Below are 15,693 nucleotides of genomic sequence, written 5' to 3' on the forward strand. Positions count from 1 at the left end.
GCCTCAGGAGACGCCGGAGCGGGCGGGCACGAGCTTTCCGATCCCCCAGGCGGCCAGACCGGTGACGGCGCCGACGGCCGCGCCGGTGAACAGGCTGCTCACCACCGCGAAGCCGCGGACGACGACCGCGTGCGCGAGGGGCGGCAGGCCGCTGAGGTTGCCGCCGAGCGTCGGGGGGTCCCCCTCCCAGGCGGTGTTCCACAGCAGCTGGTGCCCCAGGGCGAGGAGGACGCCGTAGAGCAGTCCGACCACCAGCAGCGTCGGGAGCGGGTTCGGGACCCGGGCCAGGACGGCCACCGCCACCCATACGAGCGGGGGGACGAACACGAACAGGGCGTTGACGAGGGTTCCCTCCTGGATGACGCCGAGGTCGTGCAGGACCACGCGGGGCGCCGCGAGCAGGGCCAGCAGGGCCATGGCGGTCCAGGACAGGCCGAGGGCGGGAGGTCTGTGTTCGGTCATGGCCACGACCCTAGGGAGAGCACCGCGCCGCCGCGTCCGCGTTCGGTATCGACCGTGTACGCCCGTGGTCGCTCTCCGGGACCGCGCTCCGTCGTTAACCGGTTGAGCCCGCCCCGCCGGGTACGCACAATGGCCGGGTGACCACGAGGAGGCGGGAAACCGTGCGCGACTTCGACGACCTGGTGGAGGAGGCCGAGCGGCGGCCGACCTCCGGGTGGGACTTCCGGTTCCTGGACGGCAGGCTGGTCGAGGGCCCGCTGCCCTGGTCCTACGAGGAGCGTGCCCGGCGGCTCGTGCGCGCCGCGCGGGAGCCCGTGCTGGACCTGGGCACCGGGGGCGGCGAGTTCCTCTCCTCGCTGGCGCCGCTGCCGCCCGGCTCCCGGGCCACCGAGGGGTGGCCGCCGAACGTGCCCGTCGCCCGACGCAGGCTCGCGGCCCTGGCGGTGGACGTGGTGGAGCCGGGCCCCGACGGGAGCCTGCCCCTGCCCTCCGGGGGGTTCGGCGCGGTCCTCGACCGCCACGAGGCCTACGACCCCGCCGAGGTCCGCCGGGTCCTGGCCCCCGGCGGTGTCTTTCTCACCCAGCAGGTCGGCGGAGACGACGGGTACGAACTCAGCGCCCTCCTGGAGGGGCCGCCCCCGGACCGGAACGCGGACTGGGACCTCGACGCCGCGGTCGCCGGCCTGGAGGGGGCGGGCCTGGCCGTCACCCGCGCCCGCCGGGCCCGGCCCCTGCGCCGCTTCCACGACGTGGGCGCGCTCGTGTCCTACCTGCGCATGGTGCCGTGGCAGGTGCCGGGCTTCGACGCGCGCGCCCACCGCGGGCCGCTGCTGCGGCTGCACCGGGACATGGCGCGGGGGACCCCGCTCACGTGCACGGTGCACCGCTTCCTCGTCGAGGCGTGCGGGCGCTGACCGCGCCGCGTACCGGCGCTCACTCGCCCATGGTGATCGCCTCGGCCTCGGCCCGCGCGGACTCGGGACCGTCGTCCACCCTGCGCAGCGCTCCGCGGCCCAGGAGCACGATCCCCGCGGCCAGCGCCACCGACCCCGCCGCCGCGTACATCGGCGCGCCGGGGGACAGGGCCGCGGCGAGCGCGGAGGCGGCCGGGGGAGCGGCGGCGCCCCCGAGGAAGCGCACCGCCGAGTAGGACGAGGACGCCACCGAACGCGGCAGGTCGCTGGCCTCCATCACGCACTCGGTCAGCACCGTGTTGAGCACGCCCAGCAGCAGGCCGCCCAGCACGATGGCGGTGATGAGTCCCGCCGTGGAGGAGATGAGCGCGCCCGCGGCCACCAGGTCCGCGGCCAGCAGGAGCAGGGTCGTCCACAGCACCCGCGTGCGCGGCCACCGGCGGGTGAGCACCGGCGCCACGAGGACCGAGGTCACGGCGACCGCCAGGCCCCAGCCGAAGAAGGTGAACCCCAGGCCCATCTCGTCCAGCCCCAGCGGGAAGGGCGTGTAGGCCAGCAGGGCGAAGAAGCCGATGTTGTAGAACAGCGCGGCCAGGGCCAGCACCAGGATGCCCGGGACGCGCAGCGCCGCGAACGGGGCCGACAGCGGCACCGGCGCGGTCCGCTCCGTGGCCTCGCTCCTGAGCAGGACGGCGATCGCGACGAACCCGACCGCCATCAGCGCGGCGGTACCGAAGAAGGGGCCGCGCCAGCTGACGCTGCCGAGCAGTCCGCCCAGGAGCGGGCCCGTGGCGATGCCCAGGCCCAGCGCCGCCTCGTAGAGCACGATCGCGGAGGAGGCCCCACCGCTGGCCGCGCCGACGATGGTGGCCAGGGCGGTGGAGATGAAGAACGCGTTGCCCAGCCCCCACCCGGCCCGGAATCCGATGACGGACTCGACGCTGCCGCTGGTCCCGGCCGCGGCGGCGAAGACCACGATCAGCGCCAGGCCGACCAGGAGCGTGCGCTTGGCGCCCAGGCGGCTCGACACCCAGCTGGTGACGAGCATGGCCAGGCCGGTGACCAGCAGGTAGCTGGTGAACAGCAGCGAGGTCTGCGTCTGCGTGGCCTCCAGGCTGCGGGAGATCGCGGGCAGGATCGGGTCGACCAGGCCGATGCCCATGAAGGCGATCACGCAGGCGAACGCCACGGCCCACACGGCGCGCGGCTGCCGGAGGATGGACCCCTCCGGCGCGTGTCCCTGGTCCGCGCCTCCGGGCGGTGCTGTACGCGGGGTTTCGGTCTTCGCCACCATGTTCTCGCTGCTCCCTGTCGTCGCCGATGGTGGGGAGGACGGCGGCCGGTACGGTCGGGGCCCTCATTCGCATAGGAAACCTATGTTAATCCCCGTGCATTCCCACCGGGCACGCGACGGCCGAGAGGGCGGGGAGACGCCGGTCACCGCGGCCGCGGCGGGCGCGCGGGCGGCGCGCGGCGGAGCTGAGGGTGCGACCGGGTTCTGGGGTCGGAACCGGCCGCTCAGGCCCCGCCGCGGCGCAGCCGCTCGTCCAACAGCCGCACCGAGTCCGACAGCAGCTCCCGCTCGTGCTCGGACAGGTCGCAGAACAGCGGCGTCAGCGCGTCGCCGATCCGGTGCCGCCAGTCCTCCAGCGCCGCCGCGCCCGCCATGGTCAGCTCGTGCAGCTGGGCCCGCCGGTCGTCGGGGTCGGGGTGGCGCGCCACGTACCCCGAGGAGAGCAGCGACTCCACGATCACCGTCATGGTGGGCTGCCTGACCCGGCAGTGCTCGGCCAGGACGCCCAGCCGCAGGGGCCCCTTCTCCTGGAGCACGCTCAGCGCGCGCCACGTCGCCGGGGACGTGCGCTCGCCGGTCTCGTGCGCGGCGTAGCGCCCGATCCGCTGGCTGATGTTGAGGAGGCGGACCAGGAGGTGGGCGACCTCGGGGCCCCGGCCGTCCCCGGCGTCCGCGTTCGCGGCGGGCTCGTCGTCGTGGTGCACGCCGCCAGGCTAGGGCATCTCCGGCTGGCGTGCCCCGCCGTGCGCCGGGAGACGTTCCCCCGCGGCGCGGTACGCCGCGGGGGAACCACCGGTCACGGGCGCCCGCGGGCCCGCGCCGCGGGATCGTGCGGGGTGCCCCCGCGGCCGCCGTGGCCGGCCGTCCCGGTCCCGGGGGCCTGGGGTGACCGGGCCCTGTCGACACCCCCGGACGCGCCGTGCCCTCTCCCGCGGCTCACAGGCCGTGGCGGCCTTCGCCCGTCACCAGCTCGCTCACCCGCGCCTCGGACCCGGCCGAGAAGGCGTCCCGGTGGGCGGCGACCGCCCGGCGGGTGTCCTCGTCGACCAGGTCGGCGTTGATCTGGGCGCCGGCGGCGGCGCCCGAGGCCGCCGAGGCGCCGACCTGCGCGCTCAGGTCGGTGACGTTGCCCGCGGCCCACACCCCGGGCACGTCGGTGCGGCCGCGTTCGTCGGTGGGGACGTACTCGCCGACCCCCATCGGGTGCTCCCGGGTGCTCAGGCCGAGCGCCTCCAGGAAGGAGGCGCGCGCCACCATCCGCGTTCCGACGGCCACCACCTCCCGGTCGACCACCGTGCCGTCCTCCAGCCTCAGCCCCGTGATCCGGCCGTCGGCGGTCTCCAGGGAGGCCACCGGCCCCTCCACCACGCGGATGCCGCGGGCGGCCAGCTTCTCGGCGTCCTCCTCGCCCGGCGAGGGCATGGTGTGGGTGAACAGCGTGACGTCCTCGCTCCACTGGCGGAACAACAGCGCCTGGTGCACCGCCATCGGCCCGCTGGCCAGCACACCGATGGCCCGGTCGCGCACCTCCCAGCCGTGGCAGTACGGGCAGTGCACCACGCCCGCGCCCCACTGCTCGCGCACGCCCGCCACGTCCGGCAGTTCGTCCACCAGTCCGGTGGTCACCAGGACCCGGCGCGCCCGCACGCCGCGGCCGTCGGCCAGTTCCACCCGGAACCCGTCGCCGTCGCGGGTCACGGCCGTGACCTCCCCTGTGCTCACGTGGCCGCCGTAGCCGCGCACCTCCGCCCGGCCCCGCTCCAACAGCTCTGCCGGGGACACGCCCTCCCGGGCCAGCAGTCCGTGCACGCCCGAGGCGGGCGCGTTGCGCGGGGTCCCCGAGTCGACCACCGCCACCGAGCGCCGCGCCCGGGCCAGCATGAGGGCGCCGTTCAGTCCGGCGGCGCCACCGCCGACCACCACCGCGTCGTAGCCGTTCTCCAACTGATCGTTCACCGCGATCACCTCCATGCCCCACCATGCGACTCCCCCACCGGTTCGCGCAATATTCGTTGCCGTTATGGCAAAATGGCGGAATGGAACACGACCTCGACCAGGCGCTCGACGCGGTCGGACCCCGGCTGCGCGCGCTGCGCAAGCAGAAGGAGACCACGCTCTCCGACCTGTCGGCGGCGACCGGCATCTCGGTGAGCACCCTGTCCCGGCTGGAGTCCGGTTCCCGCCGCCCCACCCTCGAACTGCTGTTCCCGCTGGCCAGGGCGTACGGAGTCACCCTCGACGAACTCGTGGACGCGCCGCCCACCGGAGACCCGCGCATCCACCTGCGGCCGGTCACCCGCCACGGCATGACCATGCTGCCGCTGACCCGCCGTCCCGGCGGCATCCAGGCGTACAAGCTGGTGATCCCGGGCAGCGACCGTCCCGTCGAACCCGACCCGCAGACCCACGAGGGCTACGAGTGGCTCTACGTCCTCAACGGGCGGCTGCGGGTCGTGCTGGGCGAGCACGACCTGGTGCTCGCCCCGGGGGAGGCGGCCGAGTTCGACACCCGCGTGCCGCACTGGTTCGGCTCGGCCGACTCCGGTGCGGTCGAGTTCCTCAGCCTGTTCGGCCGACAGGGTGAGCGGGCGCACCTGCGCGCCCGCCCCAGGGTTGAGGGTTCGTCCGACAACGCCGACTCGTGACCGGAAGGGCGCGTCGGCCCGTGTCCGCCGAGGGAACCCCGTGCGCCACACCGTCAACGCTTTCGGCCGGAGCGTCGGCACCCGGGAGCCGCGAAGGAGTCCGCGCCCCTCCCCGGACGGAACCCGGCCCCGCCCGGCTCCGGGGCGCGGGGGTTCAGGAGCCGTGGACGGCCTCCTCGGCGGGGCGGCCGGAGGCGCACACGCTCCGGCACGCCGTGACGACCTCCTCCACGCCGATCGCGTCCAGACCCGGGTCCAGTTCGGCCGAGTGCGGGTCGCCCGTGCGGCCCGTCCACAGGCACACGTGGACGCCCCGGTCCACGCGCGGGCCCCACAGCTGCGGGGAGACCGGCCCGAACAGACGCACCGACGGCGTGCCGTAGGCCGTGGCCAGGTGGCCGACCCCGGTGTCCCCGCACACCACCAGCCGCGCCTCGCCGACCAGCCGCGCCAGCAGGTCCAGGGAGGTGCGCCCGGCCAGCACCGCCCGGCCGCCGAGCCCGGCGGCCTCGGCGACCCGCTCGGCCAGCGCGGTCTCGTTCTGCGAGCCGGTCACCAGCACCCGCAGTCCCGAGGCCGCCAGGTCCTCCGCTACCCGCGCGAAACGCTCCGGGGGCCAGCGCCGCGACCCGGAGGCGGCCCCCGGGTGGACGATCGCGGTGTCCCCCTCGACCACCGCGCCCCGCCCCCGCGACGGGGTCGGCCACCGCAGGTCGTCCGGGTCGGCCGCCACACCGTGCGCGAGCAGCAGGCGGCACCAGATCTCGGTGTCGTGGACCCCCTCGGGCCACTCCGGACCCGGCCACTGCGGGGCGGACGGGTGGCCGTGCGTCCACAGCCGCCCCGGTGCCAGCGCCGCCAGGGCCGCGGTGCTCTGCGGTCCCCGGCCGTGCAGGTTGACCGCCAGGTCCGGGGAGCGCGTGTCGGGCGCGCGCAGTGGCCCGGTGGGCAGGACCTCCCAGTCCAGCCCGGCCAGCGCGACCAGGTGCCGGTACCAGGAGGGGCCCGCCAGGGTGCGGCGCCAGGACGGCAGCGCCCGCTCCAGCGCGCGCAGCGCGGGAACGGCCGTGGCGAAGTCGCCCAGCCCCAGCGCCCGCAGCGCCAGCAGGGACGGCCGTCCGTCCGTGCCGGGGACCCGGCCCCCGTCCGGGCCGCCGCGGCCGGGGTCCGAGTTCCCTCCCACCGGTTCCACCGGTGCCTCAGCGGTTGGGGTCGGCGGCGCTGACGTCGGCCAGCGCCGAGTCCTCGTCCACGGCCCGCGCCAGGTCGCCCATGGACACCACGCCCACGACGCGGTCGCCGTCCACGACGGGGAGGCGGCGCACCGCGCTGGTGCGCATGACGTGCACCGCGTCGGCGATCCCGCTCTGCGGCGGCACGGTGGCCACCTCCGCGCTGCACACGTCGCCGACGCTGCGCTCGCCCGGGTCGCCGCCCTCGGCCACGCAGCGCACCACGATGTCGCGGTCGGTCAGGATGCCCGTGATCTGCTTGTCCCGGGTCACGACGACGTCGCCCACGTCGGAGTCGCGCATGATCTGGGCGGCCTCGCGCAGGGACGTGTCCGGCGAGACCGTGCGGACCGGGCTGCTCATTACCTGGTCGATGGTTCGCACCACCATGGTCCTGCTCCTTTCGTGCCGGTCGTACCTCTCGGTTCTCACCGGTCCCATAGCCCGCATCGGTGGGGGCAAACATGACGGCTTCCCCGGCGCCGCGGGGCGGACCGCGGGCGCGCGGGCGGCGGCCCCGGGGCAGTCCCCGAGCGCGTCGCTGCTGGTGAGCGGGTTCCGGTCCTCCCGCGGCCGATGTTTACGCGCCGCTGCTGCTGGTAGTCGAGTGGGTGCGCTCGGCGTCTGAGTTGCAGACCCGGCCTGAGGAGGGAGCGGTTACATGCGTGTCCTCGGTGTCAACGCCGTCTTCCACGACCCTGCGGCGGCGATCGTCGTCGACGGCCGCACGGTCGCGGCGGCGGAGGAGGAGCGGTTCTCGCGGCGCAAGCACGGCAAGGCCGCCGTCCCCTTCTCCACGTGGGAGCTGCCGGAGCAGGCGATGCGCTGGTGCCTGGAACGCGCGGGTCTGCGCCCCGCCGACCTGGACGCGGTCACCTACTCCTACGACCCCGCCCTGGCCGACCCCGACGGGCCCGGACAGGACCGCGGGTGGGAGCGCCTGCGCCTGTTCTACGTCGAGCGCGCCCCGCACTTCCTGGCCACCGCCCTGCCGGGCCTGGACCCGGCCAAGGTCACCTACGTCCCCCACCACGTCGCGCACGCGGCCTCCACCGGGCTCGCCGCCCCGCCGGAGGCCGGAGGCGGCGAGTGCGCGGTGTTCGTGGCCGACGGCCGCGGCGAGAGCACCTCGCACCTGGCGGGCGTCTACACCGGCGGGAAGCTGGACGTGCTGGCCCGCCAGCCGCTGCCCGAGTCCCTGGGACTGGTCTACGAGGAGCTCACCGAGCACGTGGGCTTCCACCGCTCCAGCGACGAGTACAAGGTGATGGCACTGGCCTCCTACGGCGAGCCCACCATGCTCGACGCGGTGCGCAAGTGCGTGCGCTACGAGGGCGACGGCCTGGTCCGCGCCTCGGGCCTGGAGTGGAACTCCCTCACCGACCCGTGCGAGCCGGGGCGGGAGCCCTCCAAGGAGCACGCGAACCTGGCCGCCAGCGTGCAGGCCGCCATGGAGGAGACCCTCCTGGCCGTCGTCGGCTGGCTGCACGAGCGGACCGGCCGCCCGCACCTGACGATGGCGGGCGGGGTCGCGCTCAACTGCGTCGCCAACAGCCGCATCGCCCGCGAGGGGCCCTTCGAGAGCGTGTGGGTGCAGCCCGCCTCCGGCGACGCGGGCACCGCGCTGGGCGGCGCCCTGCACGTGGCCTCCCTCGTGGAGGACGTGGCGCCCATGCCCGGGGCCGACCTGGGCCGCTCCTGGGACGAGGACGAACTGCACGCGATCCTGCGCGAGGCCGACGTCGCCTTCGAGCGCCCCGACGACCTGGCCGACACCGTGGCCGAGGCCCTGGAGCGGGACGCGCTGGTGGCCTGGTTCCAGGGCGCGGCGGAGTACGGTCCCCGCGCGCTGGGGCACCGCTCCCTGCTCGCCAACCCGTCCAACCCCGACAACCTCGAACGGCTCAACCGGGTCAAGGGGCGCGAGCAGTTCCGCCCCGTCGCGCCGATGGTGGCCGAGCCCAGGGCGGCGGAGATCTTCTCCGGCGGGCCCCTGCCCAGCCCCTACATGCTCTTCGTCCACGAGGTGCACCCCGACTGGCGCGACCGCCTGCCCGCCGTGGTGCACGTGGACGGCACCGCCCGCGTCCAGACCGTGGCCGAGCGGGACGACCCGCTCACCGCGCGCCTGCTGGACCGCTTCGAACGGCGCAGCGGCCTGCCCGTCCTGGTCAACACCAGCCTCAACACCGCCGGACGGCCCATGGTCGACTCCCCGCGCGACGCCCTGGAGTGCTTCGGGTCCGCGCCGGTGGACCTGCTGGCCATCGGCCCGTTCGTCGTGCGCCGCCGCGCGGGCGAGGGGGCGCACCGGTGAGCGCTCCCCGCTACTCCGTGGTCGTTCCCACCGTGGGGCGCGACACCCTGCCCCGCGTTCTGGAACCGCTTCTGGCCGCGCCGCCGCGGGAGGCGCCCGAGGAGGTCGTCGTCGTGGACGACCGGCCCTCCGACGACGCCGCGCCGCTGCCCGGGACCGACCACGCCCGGGTGCGCGTCCTGCGCACCGGCGGAGGCGGCCCCGCCGCCGCCCGCCAGGCCGGGTGGCACGCCTGCGCCGCCGAGTGGATCGCCTTCCTGGACGACGACGTGGCCCCGCCCGCGGACTGGCCGACGCGCCTGCGCGCCGACCTGGCCGACCTGCCCGCCGAGGTGGGCGCCAGCCAGGGCCGCATCACCGTGCCCCGCCCGCGCGGGCACCGGCCCACGGACGCCGAACGGGCCACCCTGGCACTGGAGGGCGCCCGCTGGATCACCGCGGACATGGCCTACCGCAGGAGCGCGCTGGAGGCGGTCGGCGGCTTCGACGCCCGCTTCCCGCGCGCCTACCGCGAGGACACCGACCTGGCCCTGCGGGTCGTGGACGCCGGGTTCGTCCTCGTGCCCGGAGAGCGCGAGTGCGTGCACCCGCTGCGCGGCGGCGGGCGCTGGGCGAGCCTGGCCGCCCAGCGCGGCAACGCCGACAACGCGCTGATGGACCGCCTGCACGGGCGCGGTTGGCGCAACCGGGTCGGCGAGGGCCCCGGCGGGCTGCGCGGGCACGTCCTCACCACGGCCGCCCTGCTGGGCGCCGCCGGAGCGGCCCTGACCGGCCGCCGCGCCGCGGCCGCCGCGTGCGCCGCGCTGTGGACCGCGCGCACCGCCGCGTTCGCCCGGCGCCGGATCTCCGGCGGGCCCGCCACCCGCGACGAAGTTACTGACATGCTGGTGACCAGCGCGCTCATCCCGCCCCTGGCCTGCTGGCAGCGGCTGCGCGGCGAGATCCGATACGCCGGTGCGCGGCCCGCCCCGGGAGTGGCGGCCGTGCTGTTCGACAGGGACGGCACCCTGGTCGAGGACGTCCCCTACAACGGTGACCCCGACAAGGTGCGGCCCACGCCCTCGGCCGAGCGGGCGCTCGCCCTGGCCCGCCGCGCCGGACTCGCCGTCGGGGTGGTCAGCAACCAGTCGGGCATCGCCCGCGGACTGATCACCCGCGACCAGGTGGACGCGGTCAACCGGCGCGTGGAGGAACTGCTGGGCCCCTTCGACGTGTGGCGCGTGTGCCCGCACGGCGAGGAGGACGGCTGCGGGTGCCGCAAGCCCGCGCCCGGCATGGTCCGCTCCGCCGCGGCCGAGCTGGGTCTGCCGCCCTCCCGCTGCGCGCTGGTCGGCGACATCGGCGCCGACGTGGACGCCGCGCGGGCCGCGGGCGCGCGCGGGGTGCTCGTGCCCACCGCCGCCACCCTGGACGCCGAGTGCCGGTCCGCACCCGAGACCGCGCCCGACCTGGAGGCCGCCGTCCTGCGCCTGCTCGGAGAGGACGCTTCGTGAGCGGCGGGACCGTGATCGTGGCGCGCCTGGACAGCATGGGGGACGTCCTGCTGTCCGGACCGGCCGTGCGCGCCCTCGCCCACGGAGCCGACCGGGTCGTCTACCTCGCCGGACCCCGGGGCGCCGAGACCGCCGCGGCGCTGCCGGGCGTGGACGAGGTCCTGACCTGGTGCGCGCCCTGGATCGCCGCCGACCCGCCGCCGGTGGACGCCGCCGACGTCACCCGGCTCGTGCGGCGCCTGTCCGACCCCGGCGCGGACGCCGCCGTGATCCTGACCTCCTTCCACCAGTCGCCGCTGCCGATGGCCCTGCTCCTGCGCATGGCCGGGGTTCCCCGCGTCTCTGCCGTCAGCGAGGACTACCCGGGCAGCCTGCTCGACGTGCGCCACCATGTGGCTTACGGCGTCCCCGAGGCCGAACGCATGCTGTCGCTGGCCCGCGCCGCCGGGTACCCGCCGCCGCCCGGCGACGACGGACGCCTGGCCGTGCGCCGCCCGCTGCCCGACACCCGCGGGCTGACCGGGCCCGACGGATACGCGGTGGTCCACGTCGGCGCGGACGTCCCCTCCCGGGAGCTGCCGCCCGCGCTGGCCGCCAAGACCGTCGCCGCGCTGGCCGAACGCGGTCACCGGGTCCTGGTCACCGGCACCGCCGGGGAGGCCGGGGCCGCCCGCGAGGTCGCCGCGCACGGCGCCGCGGACCTGGCCGGGCGCACCACCGTCACCGAACTGGCCGACGTTCTCGACCGCGCCGCCGTCCTGGTCTCGGGCAACACCGGCCCCGCCCACCTGGCCGCCGCCGTCGGCACTCCCGTGGTCTCGCTCTTCTCCCCGGTCGTGCCGGCCTCCGCGTGGGCGCCCCACGGCACCGCGGTCCGCGTCCTGGGCGACCAGTCCGCGCCCTGCGCCGACACCCGGGCCCGGGTCTGCCCCGTACCCGGCCACCCCTGCCTGAACTCCGTCTCCTCCGACGACGTCCTGACCGCCGTCGACGAACTCCTGGGGGCACGATGACCGTCCACCATCCGACACCCGCCGCCCCGGCGCGCGCCCCCCTGGGCATGGCGCAGGGCCGCGCCAGGACGCCCGCGCGCGCGCTGCGGATCCTGCTCTGGCACGTCCACGGCTCGTGGACGACCGCGTTCGTCCACGGCGGGCATACCTGCCTGCTGCCGGTGACCCCGGACCGGGGGCCCGACGGGCGGGGCCGCGCCCGCACCTGGGACTGGCCCGCCAACGCCGAGGAACTGCCCCCCGGGGCGGTGCGCGACAGCGAGCCCGACCTGGTGGTCCTCCAGCGTCCGCACGAGATCGCCCTGGCCGAGGAGCTCCTGGGCCGCGTACCGGGCCGGGACGTGCCCGCCGTCTACGTCGAGCACAACACCCCGCGCCGGGACGTGCCGGTCACCCGGCACCCCGTCGCCGACCGCGACGACATCCCCGTCGTCCACGTCACCCACTTCAACGACCTGTTCTGGGACTGCGGGCGCGCGCCCACCCGCGTGGTCGAACACGGCGTGCCCGACCCCGGGTACCGCTACACCGGTGAGGTCCCGCGCACGGGCGTGGTGCTCAACGAGCCCCTGCGCCGCTGGCGCTTCACCGGTACCGACCTGCTGCCCGCGCTCGCCGAGCGCGTGCCCCTGGACCTGTTCGGCATGGGCGTGGCCGGGGTACCCGACCACCTCGGGCTGACGCCCCCGCGGCTGCGCGCCCACGAGGACCTGCCCCAGGGCGCCATGCACGACGAACTGGCCCGCCGCCGCGCCTACGCCCACCCGCTGCGGTGGACCTCGCTCGGCCTGTCCCTCATCGAGGCGATGATGCTGGGCCTTCCCGTGGCCGCCCTCGGCACGACCGAGGCATACGAGGCCGTACCGCCCGAGGCGGGCACCGTCTCGACCGACCCCCGAGTGCTCGCGGAGGCGCTGCGCGCGTTCCATGAGGATCGCGACCTCGCCGTCCGCGCCGGCAAGGCCGCCCGTGCGGCGGCTCTGCGCCGCTACGGGCTCACCAGGTTCCTCGACGACTGGGACCGGGTGCTACAGGAGGTGACGTCATGAGGATCGCCATGGTCTCCGAACACGCCAGCCCGCTGGCGGCGATCACCGGAGAGGACGCGGGCGGCCAGAACGTCCACGTGGCCGAGCTGGCCGCGGCGCTCGCCGCGCGCGGGCATGAGGTCGTCGTCCACACGCGCCGCACCGACGCGGAGCGGCCCGACAGCGTCTCCCTGGGCCCGGGCGTGCGCGTGGAGCACGTGCGCGCCGGACCGGCGGCACCGATCAGCAAGGACGAGCTGCCCCAGTACATGCCCGAGTTCGCGCAGCGGCTGCGGGCGGCCTGGCGCGTCCAGCGGCCCGACGTCGTCCACGCCCACTTCTGGATGAGCGGTTTCGCCTCCCTGCGGGCTGCCGGCGCCCTGGGCCTGCCCGTGCTGCAGACCTTCCACGCCCTGGGCACAGTCAAGCGCCGCCACCAGGGCACGGACGACACCAGCCCCGCCGAGCGCGTCCCGACCGAACGCGCCGTGGCCGGTCAGTGCGACATGGTCGTGGCCACCTCCACCGAGGAGCGGCGCGAACTCGCCGAGTGGGGGATCCCGCCCGCGCGCGTGGCGGTGGTGCCCTGCGGCGTGGACACCTCCCGCTTCACCGCGAAGGGACCCGCAGCCGAGCGCGGCGACCGCCCGCGCCTGCTCAGCCTGGGCCGCCTGGTCAGGCGCAAGGGCGTGGACACGGTGATCCGCGCGCTGGCCCAGGTGCCCGAGGCCGAACTGGTCATCGCCGGGGGGACCGACCGCGAACGCCTGTGGACCCAGCCCGAGGCGGTGCGGCTGCGGATGGCCGCCGAGCGCGCGGGTGTGGAGGAGCGGGTCCGCTTCCTGGGCTGCGTGGACCGCGCCGAGGTGCCCGCCCTGCTCAGGTCGGCCGACGTGGCCGTCAACGTGCCCTGGTACGAGCCGTTCGGGATCTCCACCGTCGAGGCGATGGCCTGCGGTGTCCCCGTGGTCGCCTCCCGCGTGGGCGGCCACGTCGACACCGTCGTGCACGGGGAGACCGGGCTCCTCGTCCCGGCCAGGTCGCCCGAGCGGCTGGGCCGCGCCGTGCGCTGGCTGCTCTCGGACGAGGCGACCAGGACCTCCTTCGCCGAGGCCGCGGCCGAGCGGGCACGCGACCACTACTCGTGGGCGGAGGTGGCCCGGCGCACCGAGGAGTGCTACCTGCACGTGACCACGACCACGACCGCGACCGGCACGGCCGTCCCGGCGCCGCGCGCCGGGCTCAGCACGCCGGTCGCCACCACCACCGGGGGAGGCGAGGAGTGATGCACACCCACCTGAGACAGCTCAGCTCCGCGCTGGACGGCACGGACGCCGCCCTCGTCGAGGAGTGGGGGCGCCGCGCCGCGCGCTCCCTGAGCGGGGGGCAGCGCCTGTTCGCCTGCGGCAACGGCGGCAGCGCGGCCGAGGCCCAGCACCTGACCGCCGAACTGACCGGACGCTTCGAGGACGAGCGCGAGCCCCTGTCGGCCATCGCGCTGCACGCGGAGACCTCCAGCGTCACCGCCATCGCCAACGACTACGGCTACCAGCAGGTCTTCGCGCGCCAGCTGCGCGCGCACGCCCGCCCGGGCGACCTGCTGGTGTGCATGTCCACCAGCGGCAACAGCGAGAACGTCGTCGCCGCGGCCAAGGCAGCCCGGGAACTCGGCGTCACCTGCTGGTCCCTGACCGGCCCCGGGCCCAGCGCCCTGGAGTCGCTCAGCGCGGAGACGGTTGCGGTCCCCGCGCCCAGCACCTCCACCGTGCAGGAGGTCCACCTGGCGCTGGTCCACGTGTTCTGCGCCGCGGTGGACGCCGAGGTCGCCGCCCGCGCGCACGGGGTCTTCGTCCCCGAGGGGAGGGCTGCCACATGAGCGGGGGAACCGTGGTGGTGGTCGGCGACGCCCTGCTCGACGTGGACCTGCGCGGCGTGTCCCGGCGCGACTGCCCCGACGCGCCCGCGCCCGTACTGGAGGAGCCCGAGTCCTGGTACCGGCCCGGAGGCGCGGCCCTGGCCGCCCGCCGCGCCCGGCAGGACGGCCACGACGTGGTCCTGGTGACCGCCGTGGGCCGCGACGCGGCCGCCGACGACCTGGCCGCGCTCGTGGGCGGGGGCGTCCGGCTGGTGGGGCTGCCCCTGATGGAGCACACGCCCACCAAGACCCGGGTCCAGGCCAACGGCCGCACCGTGGCACGCCTGGACCGGGGGTGCGAGGGCGTGGAACTCGACGCCCGCGCCGAGGACGTCGCCGAGGCCCTGACCGGGGCGGCGGCCGTGCTCGTGGCCGACTACGGGCACGGGCTCACCCGCCAGCGCGCCGTGCGCCGGGCCCTGACCGCCTGCGCGCGGCGCGGCGTCCCGCTCGTGTGGGATCCGCATCCGCGCGGCGCCGACCCCGTGCCCGGAACCCGCCTTGCCACGCCCAACGCCGCCGAGGCCGGGGTCGCCGGGGGCGCCGACGGGCATGCCCTGCGCCGGGCCGGTGAGCTGGCCGGGGCGTGGGACGTGCACTCGGTGGCCGTCACCCTCGGCGCGCGCGGCGCCGCCTGGTCGGACACCGGGGACGAGTGCGCCCTGCTGCCGGGCACGCCGGTCGACTCGCCGACCGACACCTGCGGCGCCGGGGACGCCTTCGCCGCCGCGTGCGCCACGGCGCTCGCCGACGGCGATGACGTACGCGACGCCGTCCGGCGCGGGGTCGCCTCCGCCTCGGCCTTCGTCGCCGGGGGCGGGGCCTCGGCCTACGCCGCCCCGCGCCCCGCCGCCGGGCGGGCGCGCGACGCCGCGGTGCCCGGCCCCCGCGCGGGGGAGGACCGCCGGGCGGAGCGGGTCGTGGCGACCGGGGGCTGCTTCGACGTCCTGCACGCGGGCCACGTCGACCTGCTGCGCCGCGCCCGCGCCCTGGGAGACCGCCTCGTGGTCCTGCTCAACAGCGACGCCTCCGTGCGCGCGCTCAAGGGCAGCGGCCGTCCGGTGGTCGCCGAACAGGACCGCGCCCGCGTGCTGGGCGCGCTCGACTGCGTGGACGAGGTGGTCGTCTTCGACGAGGACACGCCCGTGCGCGCCCTGGAGGAGCTGCGGCCCGACGTGTGGGTCAAGGGCGGCGACTACGAGGTGGAGGACCTGCCCGAGACGCCCGTCGTGCGCCGGGCCGGGGGAGAGGTGGTCACCGTGCCCCTCGTGCCCGGCCACTCCACGACCGGGCTGATCACCCGCATCCGCGGACGGGGCCGCGACGGCGTACCCGCCCGCTGACGCCCCGAGACCGGACGCCCCCGCCCCGGCGCCCGGG

The 15,693-nt window shown here is 76.4% G+C and carries 15 protein-coding genes; 9 read left to right on the plus strand and 6 right to left on the minus strand.

The annotated features are described in order from the left end of the window. Nucleotides 1-3: 3 nt before the first annotated feature. Nucleotides 4-462 carry a hypothetical protein gene (locus PV789_RS12200; protein WP_274977517.1) on the minus strand — a complete coding sequence of 153 codons (459 nt, stop codon included), beginning with the start codon at nt 460-462 and terminating at the stop codon, nt 4-6. Between the two features lie 137 nt (nt 463-599). On the opposite strand from PV789_RS12200, the gene PV789_RS12205 reads away from it, so the two are divergent. Next, nucleotides 600-1,376 carry a class I SAM-dependent methyltransferase gene (locus PV789_RS12205; protein ID WP_274977518.1) on the plus strand — a complete coding sequence of 259 codons (777 nt, stop codon included), beginning with the start codon at nt 600-602 and terminating at the stop codon, nt 1,374-1,376. Between the two features lie 19 nt (nt 1,377-1,395). On the opposite strand, the gene PV789_RS12210 is transcribed toward PV789_RS12205, so the two are convergent. The 3 genes from PV789_RS12210 to PV789_RS12220 form a co-directional block, all read right to left on the minus strand. After that, complete coding sequence (locus tag PV789_RS12210) at nt 1,396-2,670, minus strand: MFS transporter (RefSeq protein WP_274977519.1); 1,275 nt, start codon at nt 2,668-2,670, stop codon at nt 1,396-1,398. 224 nt (nt 2,671-2,894) lie between these two features. After that, nucleotides 2,895-3,374: a MarR family winged helix-turn-helix transcriptional regulator gene (locus PV789_RS12215; protein WP_274977520.1), complete on the minus strand. Its 480-nt coding sequence runs from the start codon at nt 3,372-3,374 to the stop codon at nt 2,895-2,897. 232 nt (nt 3,375-3,606) lie between these two features. Continuing rightward, a complete protein-coding gene (locus tag PV789_RS12220; protein WP_274977521.1) occupies nt 3,607-4,641 on the minus strand; it encodes an NAD(P)/FAD-dependent oxidoreductase in 1,035 nt (344 codons plus the stop codon). A gap of 65 nt (nt 4,642-4,706) precedes the next feature. On the opposite strand from PV789_RS12220, the gene PV789_RS12225 reads away from it, so the two are divergent. Next, on the plus strand, nt 4,707-5,315 hold the full coding sequence (locus PV789_RS12225) for a helix-turn-helix domain-containing protein (protein WP_274977522.1): 609 nt from the start codon (nt 4,707-4,709) through the stop codon (nt 5,313-5,315). Nucleotides 5,316-5,469: 154 nt separating this feature from the next. Here the strand turns inward: PV789_RS12225 and PV789_RS12230 are convergent, their stop codons facing one another. Together PV789_RS12230 and PV789_RS12235 are read right to left on the minus strand one after the other, a co-directional pair. Continuing rightward, nucleotides 5,470-6,507 carry a glycosyltransferase family 9 protein gene (locus PV789_RS12230; protein ID WP_274977523.1) on the minus strand — a complete coding sequence of 346 codons (1,038 nt, stop codon included), beginning with the start codon at nt 6,505-6,507 and terminating at the stop codon, nt 5,470-5,472. A gap of 7 nt (nt 6,508-6,514) precedes the next feature. Then, on the minus strand, nt 6,515-6,937 hold the full coding sequence (locus PV789_RS12235) for a CBS domain-containing protein (RefSeq protein WP_274977524.1): 423 nt from the start codon (nt 6,935-6,937) through the stop codon (nt 6,515-6,517). 271 nt (nt 6,938-7,208) lie between these two features. Between PV789_RS12235 and PV789_RS12240 the strand changes: the two genes are divergently transcribed. The 7 genes from PV789_RS12240 to rfaE2 are packed head-to-tail and all read left to right on the plus strand — an operon-like array spanning nt 7,209 to nt 15,656. After that, on the plus strand, nt 7,209-8,864 hold the full coding sequence (locus tag PV789_RS12240; RefSeq protein WP_274977525.1) for a carbamoyltransferase family protein: 1,656 nt from the start codon (nt 7,209-7,211) through the stop codon (nt 8,862-8,864). Next, nucleotides 8,861-10,357: an HAD-IIIA family hydrolase gene (locus PV789_RS12245; RefSeq protein ID WP_274977526.1), complete on the plus strand. Its 1,497-nt coding sequence runs from the start codon at nt 8,861-8,863 to the stop codon at nt 10,355-10,357. Before PV789_RS12240 ends, PV789_RS12245 begins: the two co-directional genes overlap by 4 nt. Next, nucleotides 10,354-11,370, plus strand: coding sequence for a glycosyltransferase family 9 protein (locus tag PV789_RS12250; protein ID WP_274977527.1), 1,017 nt, complete (start codon nt 10,354-10,356; stop codon nt 11,368-11,370). The genes PV789_RS12245 and PV789_RS12250 overlap by 4 nt, the downstream gene beginning before the upstream one ends. After that, nucleotides 11,367-12,419, plus strand: a complete 1,053-nt coding sequence (locus PV789_RS12255; protein ID WP_274977528.1) for a glycosyltransferase — start codon at nt 11,367-11,369, stop codon at nt 12,417-12,419. Before PV789_RS12250 ends, PV789_RS12255 begins: the two co-directional genes overlap by 4 nt. Continuing rightward, nucleotides 12,416-13,684: a glycosyltransferase gene (locus PV789_RS12260; RefSeq protein ID WP_274977529.1), complete on the plus strand. Its 1,269-nt coding sequence runs from the start codon at nt 12,416-12,418 to the stop codon at nt 13,682-13,684. Before PV789_RS12255 ends, PV789_RS12260 begins: the two co-directional genes overlap by 4 nt. After that, nucleotides 13,684-14,274 (plus strand): D-sedoheptulose-7-phosphate isomerase, encoded by a 591-nt coding sequence (locus PV789_RS12265; RefSeq protein ID WP_274977530.1) that lies wholly within the window; start codon nt 13,684-13,686, stop codon nt 14,272-14,274. The genes PV789_RS12260 and PV789_RS12265 overlap by 1 nt, the downstream gene beginning before the upstream one ends. Next, on the plus strand, nt 14,271-15,656 hold the full coding sequence (rfaE2, locus tag PV789_RS12270) for a D-glycero-beta-D-manno-heptose 1-phosphate adenylyltransferase (RefSeq protein WP_274977531.1): 1,386 nt from the start codon (nt 14,271-14,273) through the stop codon (nt 15,654-15,656). Before PV789_RS12265 ends, rfaE2 begins: the two co-directional genes overlap by 4 nt. Nucleotides 15,657-15,693 lie beyond the last annotated feature (37 nt).

This window comes from Nocardiopsis camelliae (assembly GCF_028993595.1).
Lineage (GTDB): Bacteria > Actinomycetota > Actinomycetes > Streptosporangiales > Streptosporangiaceae > Nocardiopsis > Nocardiopsis dassonvillei.